General features: G+C 43.8%; 13 protein-coding genes, 2 tRNA genes and 2 rRNA genes. 12 read left to right on the forward strand and 5 right to left on the reverse strand.

Annotated features, from left to right (window positions below; genetic code table 11):
• Positions 1–23: 23 nt before the first annotated feature.
• A complete protein-coding gene (gene dprA / locus F967_RS03140; protein WP_004798067.1) occupies positions 24–1,163 on the reverse strand; it encodes a DNA-processing protein DprA in 1,140 nt (379 codons plus the stop codon).
• Between the two features lie 13 nt (positions 1,164–1,176).
• Positions 1,177–2,328 carry a LysM peptidoglycan-binding domain-containing protein gene (locus tag F967_RS03145; protein ID WP_004798068.1) on the reverse strand — a complete coding sequence of 384 codons (1,152 nt, stop codon included), beginning with the start codon at positions 2,326–2,328 and terminating at the stop codon, positions 1,177–1,179.
• A 120-nt stretch (positions 2,329–2,448) separates the two neighbouring features.
• On the opposite strand from F967_RS03145, the gene def reads away from it, so the two are divergent.
• The 3 genes from def (at position 2,449) to F967_RS03160 (ending at position 5,565) form a co-directional block, all read left to right on the forward strand.
• On the forward strand, positions 2,449–2,979 hold the full coding sequence (def, locus tag F967_RS03150; RefSeq protein ID WP_004680037.1) for a peptide deformylase: 531 nt from the start codon (positions 2,449–2,451) through the stop codon (positions 2,977–2,979).
• A gap of 50 nt (positions 2,980–3,029) precedes the next feature.
• Positions 3,030–3,443 carry a DUF2946 family protein gene (locus F967_RS03155; protein WP_004798069.1) on the forward strand — a complete coding sequence of 138 codons (414 nt, stop codon included), beginning with the start codon at positions 3,030–3,032 and terminating at the stop codon, positions 3,441–3,443.
• A 73-nt stretch (positions 3,444–3,516) separates the two neighbouring features.
• Entirely contained in the window at positions 3,517–5,565 is a 2,049-nt protein-coding gene (locus F967_RS03160; RefSeq protein ID WP_004798070.1) for a TonB-dependent copper receptor, read from the forward strand.
• A 44-nt stretch (positions 5,566–5,609) separates the two neighbouring features.
• Here the strand turns inward: F967_RS03160 and F967_RS03165 are convergent, their stop codons facing one another.
• The gene (locus F967_RS03165) at positions 5,610–6,371 is read right to left on the reverse strand and encodes a hypothetical protein (RefSeq protein WP_004674058.1); all 762 of its coding nucleotides are present in this window, start codon (positions 6,369–6,371) and stop codon (positions 5,610–5,612) included.
• 313 nt (positions 6,372–6,684) lie between these two features.
• Positions 6,685–10,179 (reverse strand): hybrid sensor histidine kinase/response regulator, encoded by a 3,495-nt coding sequence (locus F967_RS03170; RefSeq protein ID WP_171063068.1) that lies wholly within the window; start codon positions 10,177–10,179, stop codon positions 6,685–6,687.
• A 185-nt stretch (positions 10,180–10,364) separates the two neighbouring features.
• Here F967_RS03170 and F967_RS03175 point away from each other — a divergent pair, with 185 nt between their 5' ends.
• Positions 10,365–10,697 carry a DUF485 domain-containing protein gene (locus F967_RS03175; RefSeq protein WP_004674054.1) on the forward strand — a complete coding sequence of 111 codons (333 nt, stop codon included), beginning with the start codon at positions 10,365–10,367 and terminating at the stop codon, positions 10,695–10,697.
• 1 nt (position 10,698) lies between these two features.
• On the forward strand, positions 10,699–12,414 hold the full coding sequence (locus tag F967_RS03180; RefSeq protein ID WP_034430970.1) for a cation acetate symporter: 1,716 nt from the start codon (positions 10,699–10,701) through the stop codon (positions 12,412–12,414).
• 53 nt (positions 12,415–12,467) lie between these two features.
• Here F967_RS03180 and F967_RS03185 read toward each other — a convergent pair whose 3' ends face one another.
• On the reverse strand, positions 12,468–13,676 hold the full coding sequence (locus F967_RS03185; protein ID WP_004674050.1) for an oxygenase MpaB family protein: 1,209 nt from the start codon (positions 13,674–13,676) through the stop codon (positions 12,468–12,470).
• 85 nt (positions 13,677–13,761) lie between these two features.
• On the opposite strand from F967_RS03185, the gene F967_RS03190 reads away from it, so the two are divergent.
• The 7 genes from F967_RS03190 to F967_RS03225 form a co-directional block, all read left to right on the forward strand.
• Positions 13,762–14,358, forward strand: a complete 597-nt coding sequence (locus tag F967_RS03190; protein ID WP_004798074.1) for a TetR/AcrR family transcriptional regulator — start codon at positions 13,762–13,764, stop codon at positions 14,356–14,358.
• A gap of 76 nt (positions 14,359–14,434) precedes the next feature.
• Positions 14,435–15,525 (forward strand): IS4-like element ISAba33 family transposase gene (locus F967_RS14045; RefSeq protein WP_155756395.1). Its coding sequence is split into 2 segments (ribosomal slippage): positions 14,435–14,975 and positions 14,975–15,525, totalling 1,092 coding nucleotides; the frame shifts between segments, so codons are not numbered across the junction.
• Positions 15,526–15,592: 67 nt separating this feature from the next.
• Positions 15,593–16,288, forward strand: coding sequence for an ion channel (locus F967_RS03205; protein WP_004756608.1), 696 nt, complete (start codon positions 15,593–15,595; stop codon positions 16,286–16,288).
• Between the two features lie 495 nt (positions 16,289–16,783).
• Positions 16,784–18,320: ribosomal RNA gene (locus tag F967_RS03210) — 16S ribosomal RNA — on the forward strand.
• Positions 18,321–18,497: 177 nt separating this feature from the next.
• Positions 18,498–18,574: transfer RNA gene (locus F967_RS03215), tRNA-Ile, on the forward strand.
• Between the two features lie 71 nt (positions 18,575–18,645).
• Positions 18,646–18,721, forward strand: a tRNA-Ala gene (locus tag F967_RS03220).
• 451 nt (positions 18,722–19,172) lie between these two features.
• A 23S ribosomal RNA gene (locus tag F967_RS03225) occupies positions 19,173–20,436 on the forward strand; the annotation flags it as partial.

Below are 20,436 nucleotides of genomic sequence, written 5' to 3' on the forward strand. Positions count from 1 at the left end.
AATCAAGGATGGATGTTGCTATTTTAATGCATTGGACGGCAACGTAAATAGCGTCCACCTTGCTGGATACATAAACCGAGCAGTTCCAGTTCCATTAACTGAGCGGTGAGCTCAGCAATCGATGCTGAATAGCGCTGGGCAAGTTGGTCGAGGTCTTGTCCAACCCAGTCCAGTATCTGGTAGAGTTCGATCAGGTGCGTAGGTAGGCTGGCTGGTGGAGATGCTGTTTCTTTGGTTTTTTCAGCACGTTGCTGCTGGGCTTGCCATTGTGTTGGTAAAGCCAGATCTTCAATGATCTGTTCAGGATGGTCAACCAGAATTGCCCCCTCCCGAATTAGTTGATGGCAACCTTGATGATGCTCGCTGTAGATATGTCCAGGAATGGCGAAGACCATTTTGCCCTGATTTGCCGCTGCATTTGCCGTGGTGATGGAACCACTTTTTAATGCTGCCTCCACCACCAACACACCAAGGCTCAAGCCGCTGACAATACGGTTACGCCGTGGAAAAAACGCGGCTAAAGGCAGGGTGGCAGGCAGGAACTCAGTCACAATTGCGCCCGATTGACGAATCTCTGCTGCCAGTTGCTTATGCTGGGCAGGATAAATGGTATCCAGTCCTGTGCCCATCACTGCAATGGTTCGTTGATGTGCCAGTCCGCCACGATGTGCTGCCTCATCAATGCCATGTGCCAGACCACTGCTGATATAAAAGCCTTTCTCACTTAAATAATAGCCAAAGTCATAGGCCATTTGCCGTCCATGTGGGCCAGGCTTGCGGCTGCCAACGACAGCAATTTGAGGTTGTAACAGTGTCGATGCCTGTCCCTGTCCAAATAAAATCGGTGGGTGGTCTGAATAGGGCAATAGCTGGGTTGGATAGCTGATATCATCAGGCGTTAAGATGAAGTCACTGTGTTTTTGAATGAGTTGAATGACTTGCTCAAATTGTTGTTGTCCCTGAGCCGTCTGGAATTCCTGCAAACGTTTTAAATGATTGGCATGCAGGCCAAGTTGTTGCCATTCTGCCAGGCGGTTGGGTTGAGTTGCCTGTTCACAACTGCCAAAGTGATGAAGAATTTTTTGAAAACTGGAGAGGGAATGTTGAACCAAATACCATACCAACACGGTTGCGTGATGCTGGGGTGATAGATGATCCAACATGAGTCTTTACAACTTAGTCGTCAAGACGGGGTGGTTTGATGTTTGAACCAATCTTGATTGGCAGCTCACTTTCCAGTACGTATGCATAGCTGATACGGTCAAAGCTCTTAAAGATCATGACACTGCCCACATATTGGCCAGGAAGTTTAACGGTTTCTTTGGTTTTAGGGTCACGAACGGTTTCACCATCCTGATAGGTGCTGAACACCTGCCCAATTTCAATACCATCAGCCGTACCGCGGTCTACAGTTACCACACCATTCTTCGCAGCAGTTCCAATTGAGCCCATGACACGAATAATCTTGCCACCGTCTTTAACCTGACCTGCATCGGTTGGATAGAACAGGGTAGGCAGCATGGCATCCTGTTCAGCCATAACGCGGTCGCCACGGCGCACTTCACCATTATAGCTGTCAGTCAGTTCAACCGTGGTGATGTCATTTTCGTTGCGAATGGCGACACCCGAAGCCACCTGGGTCAACTCAACACCAAGCACCTGTTTCTTGCCTTTCTCATCCAGCACCACGTAAGGTTCACCCTCACGGAACACACCATAACGTTGACCATTTTCAAGACCCTGACCACGCACATAAACGCTCTGGCCCTTGCCTGCAAGAACACGGTTGTCTGCTGTACCCAGAATATAAGGTGTATTGGCAATTGCATCGGCAGGAAGTACCGAGGTGCGTTCCAGCCATTGCTGGATATGTGCCAGTGGAATGACAGGGACGCTGTTGTTCAATGCCTCAATGCGTACCCGTGGACGCAAGGTTGAGGCACTGCCTGTGTAGCGGCGGATAATACCGTCACAGCCATCTCCCTCATCCTTGCCAATTAAAGGTTTACCGTTCAGGCTGCAAAGTAGCAGTTTGTCACCTGGATAAATCCAGTGTGGGTTTTTAATGTGCTTGTTGCTTGCCCAGATTTCAGGCCAGCGCCACGGCTTGCTTAAAAACTTGCCTGAAATATCCCAAAGCGTATCGCCTTTTTTCACCACATAGACATGCGGTGCGCCTGCTTTCACGGACGGTGGGCTGACATTGGGGCTGGCCGCATGGGTCAGGTTTGCCGTCATGCCCAGTCCTGCACAAATTGCAGCAGCAATCAGTTGTTTTTTTAACCCCAAGGCATGAAATGATGGTATGCCGTTTAAAACCTTTTTCATTATCATAATTCCTAAAAATTATGTGTGTAGTTGCGCTATAATAACGACTTTACACACAATTTTTTGATCAAGCATTCCCTTCAGTTGGTTTTCTGATCAATGGCATAAATGAGGAACGGTATGGCCTTATTACCTATTTTAAGTTTTCCTGATCCCCGTCTTCGTACCATTGCCAAGCCAGTCGAAGAAGTCACTGATGATATTCGTCAGCTTGCAGCAGATATGTTAGAAACCATGTATGAGGCACCGGGTATAGGTTTAGCGGCAACTCAGGTTGATCATCATATTCAGCTTATTGTCATGGACCTTTCTGAAGAGAAAAATCAACCGATGGTGTTCATCAACCCCAAAGTCACTCCACTGACTCAAGAGACTCAGCCGTACGAAGAAGGCTGTCTCTCTGTGCCTCAAATATACGACAAAGTTGCGCGTCCGTCACGTGTAAAAATCGAGGCAATTAACCTTGATGGTCAAGCATTTGAGTTAGAAGCTGACGAACTTCTCGCAGTTTGTATCCAACATGAAATGGATCACTTAAATGGCAAACTTTTTGTTGATTATTTATCGCCATTAAAACGTCAGCGTGCACGTGAGAAAGTTGAAAAAGTTGTACGTCAACGCGATAAAGAAAAAGTTGCGGTTAAACGTTAACAAATTTTTTTCGGTTATTAAAAGTGCCCTTCTTGTTTCGTAGTGGTTTAATGCTTGCATTCACCGCAGTCTATTTACAGATTGCGGTGTTTTTGCAGCCACTGCTGCCGAAGCAATATCAGATTGCACCTGTCTGTGAAACGATTACCAAAGCTTTACTGTTACCTCAGGTACAAGCTGAGCAAAGTCAATCACAGCATCATGCTCATCATCATTCACATCAACTCGAACAAGCACCCGCATCTACAACATCTTCACACGATCATCACGATCCAAATCACCAGTGTCAATACTGTACGGTGTATGCCAATTTGGTATTACCGCCTGAATTCGGCGTGAAAGAGGTTTTAGTTCGAATCCAAATCCGTTTAGTCGCGTATCAACAGGCATTTAAGCATGTTTATTTTGCACTGCAACGGCTATTCTTATTACCTCAAGGGCGAGCACCGCCACTCTTTGCATAAATTAAAACGTCAATTTTATTAGGGTTTTCAAAACTCTAGCCTAGTTTTACTTATGTTTTAAGAGAGACCGATCATGGCTCAACCTAAATTTTTATTACAACCGCTTACGGTTGCGATTCTTGCTGCCTCAAATAGCACATTATTATCGGCAAATATGGATGTTCAGTCCGATAAAACCCATGTTGTATTAGCACCTATTGTCGTTACAGCACAGCAGCCAAATGATGCAAATGGATTGATTATTCATGCTGATCCTAAGCAAGCAATTCAACCTATTCCTGCAACGGACGGTGCAGATTATTTGCAAAATATTATGGGATTTAGTGCCATTAAAAATGGTGGAACCAATGGTGATGTCACCTTTCGCGGCATGTTTGGTTCACGGATTAAAATGTTGGTTGATGGTAGTGAAAATTTAGGTGCGTGCCCGAATCGTATGGATGCACCAAGTTCTTATATTCAGCCAGAAAGCTTTGATAAAATTACGGTGATTAAAGGGCCGCAAACTGTTCAGTACGCAACGCCTGGTTCGGCTGCAACTGTCATTTTTCAGCGTCAACCTGAAAATCTCAGCAAAGATCAGCCTTATCGTGGCCAAGCCAGTATTTTGATGGGTTCATATGGTCGTCTAGATCATAATATTGAAGCGGCAATTGGCGATGAAACCAAATATGCTCGTTTAAATGCCAATCGATCTGTTGCAGATGATTATAAAGATGGCAACGATAAAAGCATTCATTCAAATTGGGAGCGCTGGAATACTGACTTGGCATTGGGTTGGAAGCCAACAGATGATTCTTGGTTAGAATTACGTGCAGGTAAAGGTGATGGTGAGGCTGCCTACGCTGGTCGTAGCATGGATGGTTCGCAATTTAAACGAGAAAGCCTTGGTCTACACGCTGAACAGAAAAATATTACAGAGGTGATCAAGAAAGTTGAAGCCCAAGTGGACTACAGCTATAACGATCATATCATGGATAATTTTAGTTTACGTACGCCGCCAATGATGGCTATGGCGATGAATGTGACGCGTCGTACTATGAATGCACGTGCTGCTATTACAACAGAATGGGAGAAATGGAGTGCTATCTCTGGCTTGGATTCTCAGCATAATCAACATGCTGGAAATATGTATATGCAAGGTGTTTCAGTAATCCCATCCTTGGATGAAGATTTGAAATTTCAATCTTATGGTGCATTTAGTGAGTGGACTTATGCGATTGATCAACATCAAAAAGTTGTAGCAGGAGCACGTGTCGATCAAGTCAAAATAGACAATCTGCAAAATGCGAAAAATCGTAAAGATACTGTACCAAGTGGTTTTGTACGCTTGGAAAAGAGTCTCCCAGAACATGGTTTAAAGACTTATCTAGGTTTGGGATATGTGGAACGTACACCTGACTTTTGGGAGTTGTATAGTACGTCGACAGATCATGGTGTAGGTTCCACAGATATGATGGGTAAAACCACATATAAAATGGTGGATAATCTAAACAATCTGAACAAAGAACGCACTGCACAATTGGATCTCGGTTTGCAAGCAGAGCATGGTGCATGGAGTACTTGGGCATCAGTTTATGCTGGATTAATCAAAGATTTCATCCTACTTGAATACAATACACTAGATAAAAGAAAACCACTTGCGCGTAATGTAGATGCCACAATTGCTGGGGCAGAGGCCGGGGTGGGTTATCAATTTAATGATCATTTCCAAGCGGATCTTTCAACCATGTACGCTTGGGGAGAAAATACATCGGATCATCGCGCATTACCACAAATTGCACCTTTAGAGGGTCGACTAAATTTACGCTATGTTGATGAAAAATATAGCTTAGGTCTATTGTGGCGTGCTGTTGCAAAACAAAATCGTATCAGTTTGAATGAGGGTAATGTGGTTGGTTATGACATGAATGAAAGTAAAACATTCGATACCCTAGCTGTAAATGGAACTTATAAGCTCACTGATGCAGTCGATGTTTCAGTCGGGATTGATAACGTTTTAGATAAGGCTTATACAGAGCACTTAAATAAAGCGGGTGCGTCCATGTTTGGTTATGCTGCAAGTGAGCAGTTTAATAATATTGGACGTAATTACTGGATGCGGATGAGCATGAAGTTCTAATTAACAAAAAACAAGGTGGCTGAGCCACCTTGTTTTTTCTGAGCTTAAGCCAAACAGTCTTGTTTTGGCATTAAGCTATCGCAATACAGTGGATTTAATGCACACTGTAAATCATCAATTTGTTCTTGAGTTACATAGTTTTTTGCGATGAGATATTCTGCGACGCGATCATCACGTAAACTTAAGAAAGCAGCGTCATAAACACCTAAATCTACAAATAAAGCCGCTGTTTCCAAGCTATTGAAATGATCTAAAAATACATCGTTTTCATGCATCAAAAAAATGTGTGTCAGTTCTGCATTGGCATCTACGTTTAAACGTTGTGCTAATTGCTCTGGGCGAGTTTTGATAAATAATAAATCGGAAAGCTCATCAAATTGGCTTTTATCTAATTGGTTTTCACCATCGTTCACATGCCCCAACCATGCTTTAAAGACCAACACGGCACCACCACGAAGTAGCATACTCCACATTTGATGACGAGTTTCATGATCCAAATGAGCGGATTCTGTTTCTAATACATCCAAGAATTTTTGTTCTTGTAACGCTAGCTTTTCAAATAGCCCTAGACCTTGTGGCTGATAAGCTGCTGGTGCAAATACATCAAAATTCAGCTCATGGAATACATTGAGGGCAAGGGGGACGGCTGCTTGATAAAGTGTATTCAATGCTTTTAGATGAGTATCATCTAAGTTGCTCTGTACAAAAATATCCTGCCAGTTGAGCTCTGGTAATAATGCATTTGCACTATATTGGCGGTAAAACTGTAACTCGTTATGTTCTGAAGTGGCTTGATTGCTATTCATGATCATGTCCTTTATGGCGATTGTGTTAGAAACCTAAAACAGCAAAGACATAGGTTCCTATCATTTTGATCAATTTATGCGTGATTCAGAAAACAAGTAGAATACGACTAAAGTTGTATATGTGGTTTTTGTGGTAATATTTATTAACAAAAACAATATCTTAATTAATTGTAAGTAAGTGTACAAACGTTCACTAGTGTAAGTGAACGTTTTTGCCATAGCCAATAAATTTTTGAGCACTTTGGTCAATTTTTTGTCATTTTAGTACTCTTTTTTTGATGATTTTTGCCTATGTTTCAAAATATTTTGCCATTTAGCCCATCGGCATGATTTTTAAGCCTGATAACCATGCGCGTAATCCAGCAGGTTTCAGTGGTTTTCTCAGCAAAACAATATTCTGTCGCTTTAGGCACTGAGGAAGTTCTGGATCGGAATCCGCAGTAATCAGGGCAACAGGAATATGGGCTGGACGATACTTTTCAATGAAATCCAGTCCGCGCTGCTCATGATTTAAATGCTGATCGACTAACCATACTTGAATATCTTCTTGTTCAATTAGTTTTAGTGCTTCCGATGGCTCAGTTGCTGTAAAAATTTGATAGCCCCACTTACTTAATAAAGTTCGCATACCTTGTAAAATAGTTTCATCATTGTCCAGACATAGCACTTTATAGGCCGTATACTGCAATGCCGTTATCTGAGGTGTAGTCACTTGAATTTTTGGTGCTTCAGCCAGTGGTACTTCAATGATAAAGCAGGAACCTTTCCCCAGTTCTGAATAGACATGAACAGGGAAATCCAGCAGGCTGGTCATACGTTGAACAATCGCGAGACCAAGTCCAAGTCCTTGCTCACCCCAGGGCGAGGTATGACCGCAACGCTCAAATTCCTGAAACAGTTTCACGCGTTGCTGTTCATTGATGCCAGGTCCTGTATCCCAAACCCCGATCCGAATATGGTTTGGACGTTGTGCAGAACGTAATACACCAACAACGACCCGACCTTGTGCTGTATAACGCAATGCATTACTAACGAAATTCTGAATAATTCGTCGCATCCATTGTGGATCGGTATCCACCCAGCATTGAGTATCGTGTACAGACAGTTGAATATTGCGCTGCGCTGCAATTGATTTGAATTGAAGTTCAAGATCACTCAATAAGTCATGTAATGAATAGGCTTGGCGTTTTGGTTGGATGGTTCCACCTTCTAAACGGGCAATATCGAGTAGGGCAGAGAGCATGCTTTCAGCACCATACAGTGCGCGATCAAGTTGTTGTAAGGTTTGTTGATCTTCAACTGAGCTGACACTCTGTTCCAATGCCGTACTGAACAAACGTGCTGCATGCATCGGTTGCAGTAAATCGTGACTGGCCGCTGCCAAAAATCGACTTTTCGACTGGTTGGCCTTGTCGGCTTGTTCCAGTGCCAATTTCTGTTCGGTCAGGGCATTGGCAAGCTGCTGGGTACGGTCATTGACCCGTTCTTCAAGAATCGCTTCATTTTCGCGGAACGCAGTAATATCGGCAAAGGTGGTGACAAAGCCACCACCCTCAATGGGGTTGCCGCGCATCTGAATCACCAGACCATCCTTACGAATCCGTTCAAATTCATGCGCACTGCCGACTTTCATCCAGTGAATCCGTTTATTTACATGCTCTTCAACCGAACCTGGTCCACATTCACCCTGTTCCGCGTTATAACGGATTAAATCAGCAATCGGGCATCCCACATAAACCAGATCTTTGGGATAATCAAACAGTTTCAGGTACTGATTGTTCCACGCCACCAGACACATATTTTTATCCACCACACTGACCCCCTGAGTCATATGGTCAATTATGGTCATCAACAGGTTTTGGTTAAAGCGTTGCCATTGCGATGCCTGATCCAGAATATTTGCTACCTGTCCTAGAGCCAGACCATTATTGATCATGGCGGTGGTCAGCAGGGTACGGGCAGAGGCCGCACCAATAATGCCTGCCAGGTATTGTTCGGTAAAGCGCCACCACATGCCATTGGCCACATGGTTTACATTGAGGAGGACATGGTTTTGCTCACAGAACTGCTGGAATGCCTGTGTAGTGGGGCGGTCTCCTGTAATCCGTTTTGCCAGTGCCAGCAGGTCACCCACCTTAAGGCGAGCCGCATTCTGATGCAGGTCAGTTAGGTCGGTATTGGACTGGGCAGAGGGCAGGGGCTTGCTTTCATAGTAAAAAAAGCTTTCCGCCTGAATCTGTTCGGCAACACTGGGACGGTACAGGCGTGAGACCCAGATATATAGAGCCACATTCAATCCCAAAGACCACAGTACCCCGTGGGTCAGGGGTGCAAAGGATTCAAAACCGAGCAGGGCTTCTGGACGCAAGCCATTGATGTCAAATGGGCCAAACATCAACAAATGCTGGGCAAAAGCCTGATAATACTCAGGCAGGCTGCGTAATACCGTTGGAAAAAGTAGTGTGTAGCTCCACATTATGAAGCCTACGATCAGACCGACATAGACACCTTGACGGCTTGCGCCACGCCAGTAAAGACCACCAATCAGGGCTGGTGAGAACTGTGCAACGGCACTAAAGGCCAGTAGGCCAAACACCGAGAGCTGGTTAATGTCATTGAAAAAATGGAAGAATAAAAAACCCAGTGTCATCACGCTGACAATACTGAAACGCCGTGTCAGTTTCAGCACTCTGGGAAGTTGCTGGTCCTGTCGGGAAATAATCTTAAAGCGCCACAGCGCAGGCATGATCAGGTCGTTGCTGAGCATGATCGAGAGGGCAACGGATGCCACCAGCAGCATACCTGTGGAGGCAGAGAAGCCGCCCAGAAACGCCAGCAGGGTCAACCAGTCCTGTTGATAACTGAGGGGCAGCGCCAATACCGCAACATCAGGTGTACCCAGTGATTCAGGCAGGGAATGCAGTGCCCAACTGGCAATCGGGATAATCGCAATGATGGTCAGGATCAGGTAGGCAGCGAACCAGCGCCGTGCGCCCCGAATATGCTTTTCATCCCGTAACTCAACCACCGCCACATGGAACTGGCGTGGCAGGCAAATCATGGCCAGTGCAGCGAGCAGGGTTTGAATCCAGAATGTTTCAGGTACGCCAAGCTGCTGTAGGTCATGAAAATGCTGGCTGACATCACTGCTGACCTGCCTGATGTTTTCAGGTGACTGCAATAGAAAGAAACCTGCAACGCAGAGCAATGCGAACAGCTTGACGAAAGATTCAAACGCCACCGCCAGCATCAGGCCACCATGCTGTTCGGTATGGGCAATATGACGGGTGCCAAAGATCATCGCCAAAATCGCCAGTATGCCTGTCAGCACCAGCACACTGTTGGTGGTGGTGTGGATGTGGGCATTTTGCTCAAGAATCACCGATGCACTCAGCGCAATGGCACGGAGTTGCAGGGCAAGGTAGGGCACAATTGCAATCACGGCAAGGATGGTGACCAGTGCAGCTAAACTGCCACTTTTGCCATAGCGGGCAGCAACGAAATCGGCAATTGAAGAAATGGCATGGTGCTGGCGAATACGGCCCAGCCGTCTCCAGATGTCATAACCGAACCAGATAAACAACAGCGGACCCAGATAGATCGGCAGGAAAATTATCCCCTCACGGACGGCTGCGCCTGTTGCGCCATAAAATGTCCAAGATGAGCAATATACGCCTAAAGTTAGGCTGAACATTAACATACGACCACGTGTGCTTAAGCGACTGGCGTGTTTCTCTCCGAAAAACGCGCAGCCGAATAGCACCACAATATACAGGGCAAGTACCCCAATAATCAGCCAACTGTTCATATTGCTCACGTGATCAAGTCCCATTTTTTATCATACCGCGAAGCGCGGAACGTGCGTTAAAACAAGATTACATTTAGAGACCAAAGTCTAAGTTACGAGTCAAGTGGAATCTTGCTAATTTGAATAATGAAAAATCCCATTCGAAAAAGGCGTCCACGGTTGGACACAAAAATAAGGAGTTGGTTATGGATGATTCACAGGTAGATCGAATTCTACATAATCCAAAGTTTCAAGAGATGGTCAGCAAAAAACGCACACTGAGTTGGACATTAACAGCAATCATGCTGTTTATCTACGTTGGTTTTATGCTTTTGGTTGGCTATAACAAAGAGTTTCTAGCAAGTTCATTTAGTGGTGGCATTACAACCTGGGGCATGCCCCTCGGTTTAGGCATCATCGTGTTGTCATTTTTATTATGTGGTGTGTATTCATATATCGCCAATACTAAACTCGATCAACTCAATGAAGAAGCACTCAAGGAAGTTGAGGCAATCACACATGAAAAAGGGATGCACTGAGATGAAAGGGACGTCTATTAAAGCGATCATTTTCGCACTCGCAACCTTGTGTAGCTCAGGTATTGCATTTGCTGGTCCTGATTTAGGAGCAGCTGAGCAGCAAGCCACCAACTGGCATGCGATCATTATGTTTATGATCTTTGTTGGTTTCACGCTTTTTATTACCAAATGGGCAGCTAAGCAAACACAATCTACCCAAGATTTCTATACTGCGGGTGGTGGAATCAGTGGTTTCCAAAACGGTTTAGCGATTGCGGGTGACTATATGTCAGCAGCATCGTTCTTGGGTATTTCAGCATTGGTGTTTAGTTCAGGCTTCGATGGCTTGCTTTATTCACTTGGTTTTATGGTCGGTTGGCCGATTGTTCTATTCCTTGTTGCTGAGCGCTTACGTAACTTAGGAAAATATAACCTTTCTGATGTAGTGTCGTTCCGTCTTGAAGAAAAGCCAGTGCGTACTTTAGCGGCAGTGAGTTCATTGGTTGTTGTTGCTTTCTATTTGATTGCTCAAATGGTGGGTGCAGGTCAGTTAATCAAACTACTATTTGGTTTGAACTATAATATCGCGGTTGTGATTGTCGGTTTATTGATGATGGCATACGTGATGTTTGGTGGTATGTTGGCAACAACTTGGGTTCAAATCATCAAAGCGGTGATGCTACTCAGTGGTGCAACATTCATGGCATTCATGGTGATGAAAGCTGTGGGCTTTAGCTTTAGCAATATGTTTAACCAAGCGATTGGTGTATACAGCCAAGCGCATAATATGAGCTGGGATGAAGCTGCAAAAATCATGGGGCCAGGCAAGCTTGCTGCGAATCCAATTGATGCACTTTCTCTTGGTCTTGCCTTGATGTTTGGTACAGCAGGTTTGCCGCACATCTTAATGCGCTTCTTCACAGTAAAAGATGCGAAAGAAGCACGTAAATCAGTTGTTGTTGCAACAGGCTTTATTGGTTATTTCTATCTTTTAACTTTCATTATTGGTTTCGGTGCAATCTTATTCGTTGCAAACAATCCTCAGTTCCTTGATGTTGCGAAAGCGGCTATGACAGGAAAATTAGAGTTGGTTGGTGGTAATAATATGGCGGCAGTTCACCTGAGTGATGCTGTTGGTGGTGACCTGTTCATGGGCTTCATCTCAGCAGTTGCTTTTGCCACAATCCTTGCGGTTGTAGCAGGCTTAACGCTTTCAGGTGCATCTGCAATTTCACATGACTTATATGCAAACGTATTCAAAAAAGGTAAAACTACGCCTCAATCTGAATTACGTATGTCAAAAATTGCGACTTTAGGTTTAGCAATCTTTGCCATGGTCCTAGGGATTTTGTTCGAAAAACAAAACGTTGCGTTCATGGTTGGTTTGGCATTCTCAGTTGCATGTTGTGCAAACTTCCCAGTACTGGTGTTATCTATGTTCTGGAAAGGTTTAACGACTCGTGGTGCAGTAATTGGTGGTGTGGTTGGCTTGGTGGGTGCGGTAAGTTTAATTATCTTATCAAAAGCAGTTTGGGTTGATACTTTGGGTATTTCTGAAACTGCGCCAAACCCATTCAATGGTCCAGCATTATTCGCAATGCCACTCTCATTCTTCTGCTGCTGGTTGTTCTCAGTCACTGACAAGTCAGCACGTGCAGAGAAAGAACGTAAAGCTTTCGATGCTCAGTTTGTTCGTTCGCAAACAGGTATTGGTATCTCTGGTGCATCAGATCACTAATTAAATTCGATATCTAAATCAAAGCCCTCATCAATTGAGGGCTTTTTTATGGTTTATTGATGCATACTGGCCAGTTGCTGTGATTGATTGCGATACAATGACAGACCAATTTTCTGTAAATGCCGTCCTTTCTGTTCAAGGAAATGATTTAATTTTGGAATATGTTTGGCGCCTGTATAGAGTGCTAGATTGCGACCAATCAAATAATAAGCAAACCATGAGGCTGACTGTGGTGCCAAACCCAATTTCTGCATTTTTTTACGACCAATAAAGAATTGGGTAATTTCGAGGTGTTGTTTGTAGGCTAGTTTTTGCTGGAAAGAGCGTAGGTAACGATATTTCCGTTCAAAGGGTTCTTTGGAAAGACTAGATCCCAGAGAAATACTGCTCTCATCAGATTGAGGATGTGCAAACTGCATCCAGTAAATCATTTTCCAGCCGTCAGCTTCATTATTCACTAACCATTTTTCTTCAATGCCCATCAACCAGCCCGCATATTTCCAAAAATGCAAAAAGCTATCAACTTCTTGTTTACTCGGAAAAATACCTAAAGCCCGAATACCCAGCAATACCACACCGCTAAAGGCAATATTGGTCATGGCCTGATCATATTGGTTGATGGGCAAACCCCAGGTCTCAGCATCCCATTTTTCAGATTTTTGCAGTTGATGACGCACCAGCGAATGAATAAAACGTACAAAAATGGTTGAGGTAAAACCTTTGCTAAAGCGTTCAAAACCACCTTGTTCAGTGATATCCACCCACCATTTGGTGGTTTCAGCCAGACGGGTGCCCGCCTGTTTCTTTAATGCGCCTGTCAATACCAATGGCTGGTTAAAGCCAGGATACAGATAACCTGTCATGAGGGAAACATCTCTCAGGATGAAGCCATTATTTACACCCAAACGATAGGTAAATTTCAGGGCTTCATCAATCTTGCCTTGATCGTACCAAACGGGTTTTTGTTCAATGAGCTGAAAAAACTCAGTGAGTTCAGGAATCTCATGCGGCAGCTTGTCCAAACCCTCATACAGCGCCGTTTCAAAATACTTACGGTGCTGTTTTGGGTTTTGCAATACCCAGCGCAACACCTGATCCATGGGCTCATCACCACTTTGCAGGGCGTTATTCAATGCCAGATAGTCCGCATAACTTGGCTGGACCTCCTGACGAGTCATATAGCTTAATATTTTGGATTTCACATTCGACTGAATCATGTCTTCAAAAGAAGCCAGACGTTTAGGTTTAACGATGCTTTGCATTGCATAAAGCCCCTGATTGTTATTTAATCAAAGCTTAATATGAATAAATATTCGTATTCAATTCGCATTTCCCTTGAGGCTGAGCATGAGAAAAAGACCCCAGCAGCAACGTGCCAAAATGATCGTGGAAAGCATTTTACAGGGTACACAAAAATGCATTTCTGAATATGGCGTGTTGCATGTCACGACACCTAAAATCTCTGAAAAATCAGGAGTAAGTGTCGGATCAATTTATCAATATTTTGAAAATAAAGAACAGATTGTTGCTGAACTATTGTTACGTAAAAGCGAAAATTTAGGGCAAGCACTAAAGCAGTTAGTGATGCTCCAACAACAAACAGCTATTCAAGACATCATCACATTAAGTATCGCTTTTGGTTTTGAATCATTGAAATCAGATCATGGTTTCTTTATCGAAATCTTAAAAAATTGGCATGCCTATAGTGATTCAGAAGCGGCACAAGTATTGGAGCAGCACTTCTTGGAAGTGGGTATGTACTTATTTGGACGTTACTACCCCCATTGGGATTTTGAGACTTTAAAACATAAGTCTTTTGTGATTATTAACAGTACTTTATTTACCATGATGCGGTATGCCAGTAAAAACACCTTTTTAATTGAAGAGCAGCGTTTGCAACAAGAACTCTCTAAAATGATCATTTCCTTTCTGGATGCAGTATGATGCTACTTTGTACACGACAAAAAAAGATAACTCATTGAAATAATGGCATAATACTTGTTTTCTGACGACGAATATGATGACACATTTCAATGAGTTACATCTCATCTTAAACAAATATCTAAAGTGGAACAAGTCACATGTAAAATGTTTTACACTGATTATGATTGCATTAATTGTAAAACAGACATGTAATCTTTCTTCTGCATCTAAAGCCTTACCCATCAAGTGCTTACCACAATCATTTTATCGACGTATACAACGCTTCTTTGCAGATCAGTATTTTGATTATCGTCAAATTTCTCAGTTAATTTTCAATATATTTTCATTCGACAAAGTGCAACTGACTTTAGATAGAACCAATTGGAAATGGGGAAAACGAGATATCAATATCTTGATGTTAGCCATCGTCTATCGTGGAATAGCGATACCTATTGTTTGGACATTGCTCAATAAACGTGGAAATTCAGATACAAAAGAGCGTATTGCTTTGATTCAACGCTTTATCTCTATTTTTGGTAAAGACCGTATTGTGAATGTGTTCGCAGACAGAGAATTTATCGGTGAGAAATGGTTTACATGGTTAATTGAAAATGACATTAACTTCTGTATACGTGTTAAAAAAACTTTATTGTGACCAATCACTTAGCCAGGAATCATAAAATTAGTGATTTATTTCGTCATCTTCAAGTTGGTCAAACTGAATGTCGTAAACGACGTATTTGGGTTGGTCGAGTAAAACTGTATATTAGTGCGCTACGATTAGAAGATGGAGAACTTTTACTTGTTGTTTCTCCTATGTTTAATGCTTCTGCTATTCGTGATTATGCATTACGCTGGGAAATCGAAACCTTATTTAGTTGTCTCAAAGGACGTGGATTCAATCTTGAAAATACTCGTTTAACAGACCCTGGACGAGTCAAGAAATTGATAGCAGTGCTAGCTATCGGTTTCTGTTGGTGCTATTTAACAGGTGAATGGCAACATGATCGAAAAAAAGCGATAAAAATAAAGAAGCATGGACGACTTTCAGTAAGTTTATTTCGCTACGGTTTGGACTATGTTCAAATGGCTATTCTACGTTTGATTGGTTTTGGAAAAAAAGAAGAATTTAAGAAAGTGCTAGCAATTTTAAGAAAGAAAAAGCCTGATAGGACAAGGATCCTATGAAATTTGTCGTGTACAGAGATGATGCTATAAACATAATGAAAACCATAACAAGACTTGGGGAAACCACATGCAAACCTTGAGGGAATTTTGGAAAACGTTTCGTTTACTCCCATCCGCATGGCTGTTACTGGTGCAACTGGCCCTGTTGATTTTATATATGCTGACTTCTGGTGACAGTGAATATCGTGCCTTGACTTGGTCGCTGGGTGTATTGGCACTACTGATTATTGCCAAGGTCATTCGCCAAACTCCGGTGTTTACCTTTTGGGGACTGGTTTTTGTCAGTGGCGCTTTCCTGTTTTCTATCCTGATTTTTATTGGCTATGGCACACCAGTCATTCAGGTCACAGCCTATAGCTTTGAGGCGCTTGCCTATTTTTATGCCGCCTATGGGCTGCTGCGTTATATGTTTGCCGACCGTTACCTCACCAAGGATGAGCTATTTGCTGCGGGTGCAGTTTTTACTCTCATCGCTTGGGCATTCGCCTTTTTATATAGTATTTGCCAGTTGCTTTTACCTAATAGTTTTCAAAACCCAAATCAGCCACAAGATTTACAAGTTTGGCTCGATTTATTATTTCTGAGTTTTAGTCTGCAATCAGCAACGGGTTTATCTGATTTGATGCCAATTAGTCCAGCGGCTAGAGTATTAACAATGCTACAAATGTTTGGTGGGGTGATGTACCTTGCGGTGGTGGTGTCACGCTTGATCGCACTGCAATATATTGCCCATTTACCCAAGCAATCCAGCCATAAGGAATAACCCTGTTACAGCATTACTACTGCGTTATTTTTCACATTATTTAATTTTAAATTATATAAATCAGTATATTAGATAAGTTAAAGTTTAAAAATACAACAACCGAATAATTAAATTTTTAAAAGTTCTTGCAAGCGCCCTGAAATGCTGTAGAATGCCCACTCATCGGCGGTGATGCAGATAAAAACTTGTTGAGAAACAAGGGTTTGGCTAAAGTTGTTAGATTCTTGGGTTGGTTGATAAGTTTTAAAAATATCGAAATTATCAGTTGACTTTAAAGAAATTTAGAGTAACATAGCCGACCTAGCTTGATGATGACGAATCATTGAGAAGATCATTAAGAGAATAGAAGAACAACTTGTGTGGATTTTTACTGATTGATTGATCGATATATTATCATTGATTGAATGGTAGAAATTTCTCGAAGTTTATTTGAGCGAATTTTTAGTCAGAAAATTGATGAGCCAAGATTTGTAGCCATAAGCTACTAATGATTTTAAACTGAAGAGTTTGATCATGGCTCAGATTGAACGCTGGCGGCAGGCTTAACACATGCAAGTCGAGCGGGGATTGGGTGCTTGCACCTAATCTTAGCGGCGGACGGGTGAGTAATGCTTAGGAATCTGCCATTTAGTGGGGGACAACATTCCGAAAGGGATGCTAATACCGCATACGCCCTACGGGGGAAAGCAGGGGATCTTCGGACCTTGCGCTAAATGATGAGCCTAAGTCGGATTAGCTAGTTGGTGGGGTAAAGGCCTACCAAGGCGACGATCTGTAGCGGGTCTGAGAGGATGATCCGCCACACTGGGACTGAGACACGGCCCAGACTCCTACGGGAGGCAGCAGTGGGGAATATTGGACAATGGGCGCAAGCCTGATCCAGCCATGCCGCGTGTGTGAAGAAGGCCTTTTGGTTGTAAAGCACTTTAAGCGAGGAGGAGGCTACTTGGATTAATACTCTGAGATAGTGGACGTTACTCGCAGAATAAGCACCGGCTAACTCTGTGCCAGCAGCCGCGGTAATACAGAGGGTGCGAGCGTTAATCGGATTTACTGGGCGTAAAGCGTGCGTAGGCGGCTTCTTAAGTCGGATGTGAAATCCCTGAGCTTAACTTAGGAATTGCATTCGATACTGGGAAGCTAGAGTATGGGAGAGGATGGTAGAATTCCAGGTGTAGCGGTGAAATGCGTAGAGATCTGGAGGAATACCGATGGCGAAGGCAGCCATCTGGCCTAATACTGACGCTGAGGTACGAAAGCATGGGGAGCAAACAGGATTAGATACCCTGGTAGTCCATGCCGTAAACGATGTCTACTAGCCGTTGGGGCCTTTGAGGCTTTAGTGGCGCAGCTAACGCGATAAGTAGACCGCCTGGGGAGTACGGTCGCAAGACTAAAACTCAAATGAATTGACGGGGGCCCGCACAAGCGGTGGAGCATGTGGTTTAATTCGATGCAACGCGAAGAACCTTACCTGGCCTTGACATAGTAGAAACTTTCCAGAGATGGATTGGTGCCTTCGGGAATCTACATACAGGTGCTGCATGGCTGTCGTCAGCTCGTGTCGTGAGATGTTGGGTTAAGTCCCGCAACGAGCGCAACCCTTTTCCTTACTTGCCAGCATTTCGGATGGGAACTTTAAGGATACTGCCAGTGACAAACTGGAGGAAGGCGGGGACGACGTCAAGTCATCATGGCCCTTACGGCCAGGGCTACACACGTGCTACAATGGTCGGTACAAAGGGTTGCTACCTAGCGATAGGATGCTAATCTCAAAAAGCCGATCGTAGTCCGGATTGGAGTCTGCAACTCGACTCCATGAAGTCGGAATCGCTAGTAATCGCGGATCAGAATGCCGCGGTGAATACGTTCCCGGGCCTTGTACACACCGCCCGTCACACCATGGGAGTTTGTTGCACCAGAAGTAGGTAGTCTAACCTTAGGGAGGACGCTTACCACGGTGTGGCCGATGACTGGGGTGAAGTCGTAACAAGGTAGCCGTAGGGGAACCTGCGGCTGGATCACCTCCTTAACGAAAGATTGACGATCGGTAAGAATCCACAACAAGTTGTTCTTCGAGATATATCGAATGAAAGATAGAAAAAGTATTGTTTCTCTTTTTTAATTTTAGAGATAAGTCGTGCACTACGCGCTGCGCTTGTCTTGCGAAATAAAAGAAGAGATCAACGATCTCTTCTTTTATTTCTCAGGGTCTGTAGCTCAGTTGGTTAGAGCACACGCTTGATAAGCGTGGGGTCACAAGTTCAAGTCTTGTCAGACCCACCACTACTGACGAAGTGATGAATAATCACAAGCTACTAGATGAGAAGATATATCGTTCATTATGATTGTAAGCTGGGGACTTAGCTTAGTTGGTAGAGCGCCTGCTTTGCACGCAGGAGGTCAGGAGTTCGACTCTCCTAGTCTCCACCAGAGCTTCGATCAGCAAAGCAACGCTTTGCCGAAGCGCAAGACAAGCAGCTATGCTGCGCGTAGTATCTGATCTAATATGGTAGTGAAAGATATTTTTAAATTATAGAACTTAATAAATAAGGTGAATCAAGAGATTGATTTAGATTTATTAACTTCTGTGATTTATCACAGTTTACTGCAAGCTGACGAGGCTGTAGTTAATCATTAACAGATTAGAAAATTGAGTCTGAAATAAATTGTTCACTCATTCAATAACAAAGCAAGAAGAATTAATTCTTTAAGCTGAGTTGTTAGAAATGAGAACTAGCAAAAACACTGAATCAAGCGTTTTGGTATATGAATTTAGATTGAAGCTGTATGGTGATTAAATTCACAGACAACAAACCAGTAGCAATTAAGTTTGCAACGATAACACTCACTTGTATGTGTTAACGACTGTTTGGGGTTGTATAGTCAAGTAATTAAGTGCATGTGGTGGATGCCTTGGCAGTCAGAGGCGAAGAAAGACGTGATAGCCTGCGAAAAGCTCCGGGGAGGCGGCAAATATCCTGTGATCCGGAGATATCTGAATGGGGGAACCCACTTACCATAAGGTAGGTATTGCAACATGAATACATAGTGTTGCAAGGCGAACGAGGGGAAGTGAAACATCTCAGTACCCTTAGGAAAAGAAATCAATTGAGATTCCCTTAGTAGCGGCGAGCGAACGGGGATTAGCCCATTAAGTTATGTGTGTTTTAGTGGAACGCTCTGGGAAGTGCGAACGTAGAGGGTGATATTCCCGTACACGAAAGGGCACACATAATGATGACGAGTAGGGCGAGGCACGTGAAACCTTGTCTGAATATGGGGGGACCATCCTCCAAGGCTAAATACTCCTGACTGACCGATAGTGAACCAGTACCGTGAGGGAAAGGCGAAAAGAACCCCTGTGAGGGGAGTGAAATAGATCCTGAAACCGCATGCATACAAGCAGTGGGAGCCGACATGTTCGGTGACTGCGTACCTTTTGTATAATGGGTCAGCGACTTATATTCAGTAGCGAGGTTAACCGAATAGGGGAGCCGTAGAGAAATCGAGTCTTAATAGGGCGTTTAGTTGCTGGGTATAGACCCGAAACCAGGCGATCTATCCATGAGCAGGTTGAAGGTTGGGTAACACTAACTGGAGGACCGAACCCACTGTCGTTGAAAAGCCAGGGGATGACTTGTGGATAGGGGTGAAAGGCTAATCAAGCTCGGTGATAGCTGGTTCTCCCCGAAAGCTATTTAGGTAGCGCCTCGGACGAATACCATTGGGGGTAGAGCACTGTTTCGGCTAGGGGGTCATCCCGACTTACCAAACCGATGCAAACTCCGAATACCAATGAGTACTATCCGGGAGACAGACTGCGGGTGCTAACGTCCGTAGTCAAGAGGAAAACAATCCAGACCGCCAGCTAAGGCCCCAAAATTATAGTTAAGTGGGAAACGATGTGGGAAGGCATAGACAGCTAGGAGGTTGGCTTAGAAGCAGCCACCCTTTAAAGAAAGCGTAATAGCTCACTAGTCGAGTCGGCCTGCGCGGAAGATGTAACGGGGCTAAAACTATGTGCCGAAGCTGCGGATGTAACTTTTAAGTTACGTGGTAGGGGAGCGTTCTGTAAGCCGATGAAGGTGGATTGAGAAGTCTGCTGGAGGTATCAGAAGTGCGAATGCTGACGTGAGTAACGACAA

Origin of the sequence: Acinetobacter sp. CIP 102637 (assembly GCF_000368425.1) — a bacterium.
Classification (GTDB): domain Bacteria; phylum Pseudomonadota; class Gammaproteobacteria; order Pseudomonadales; family Moraxellaceae; genus Acinetobacter; species Acinetobacter parvus.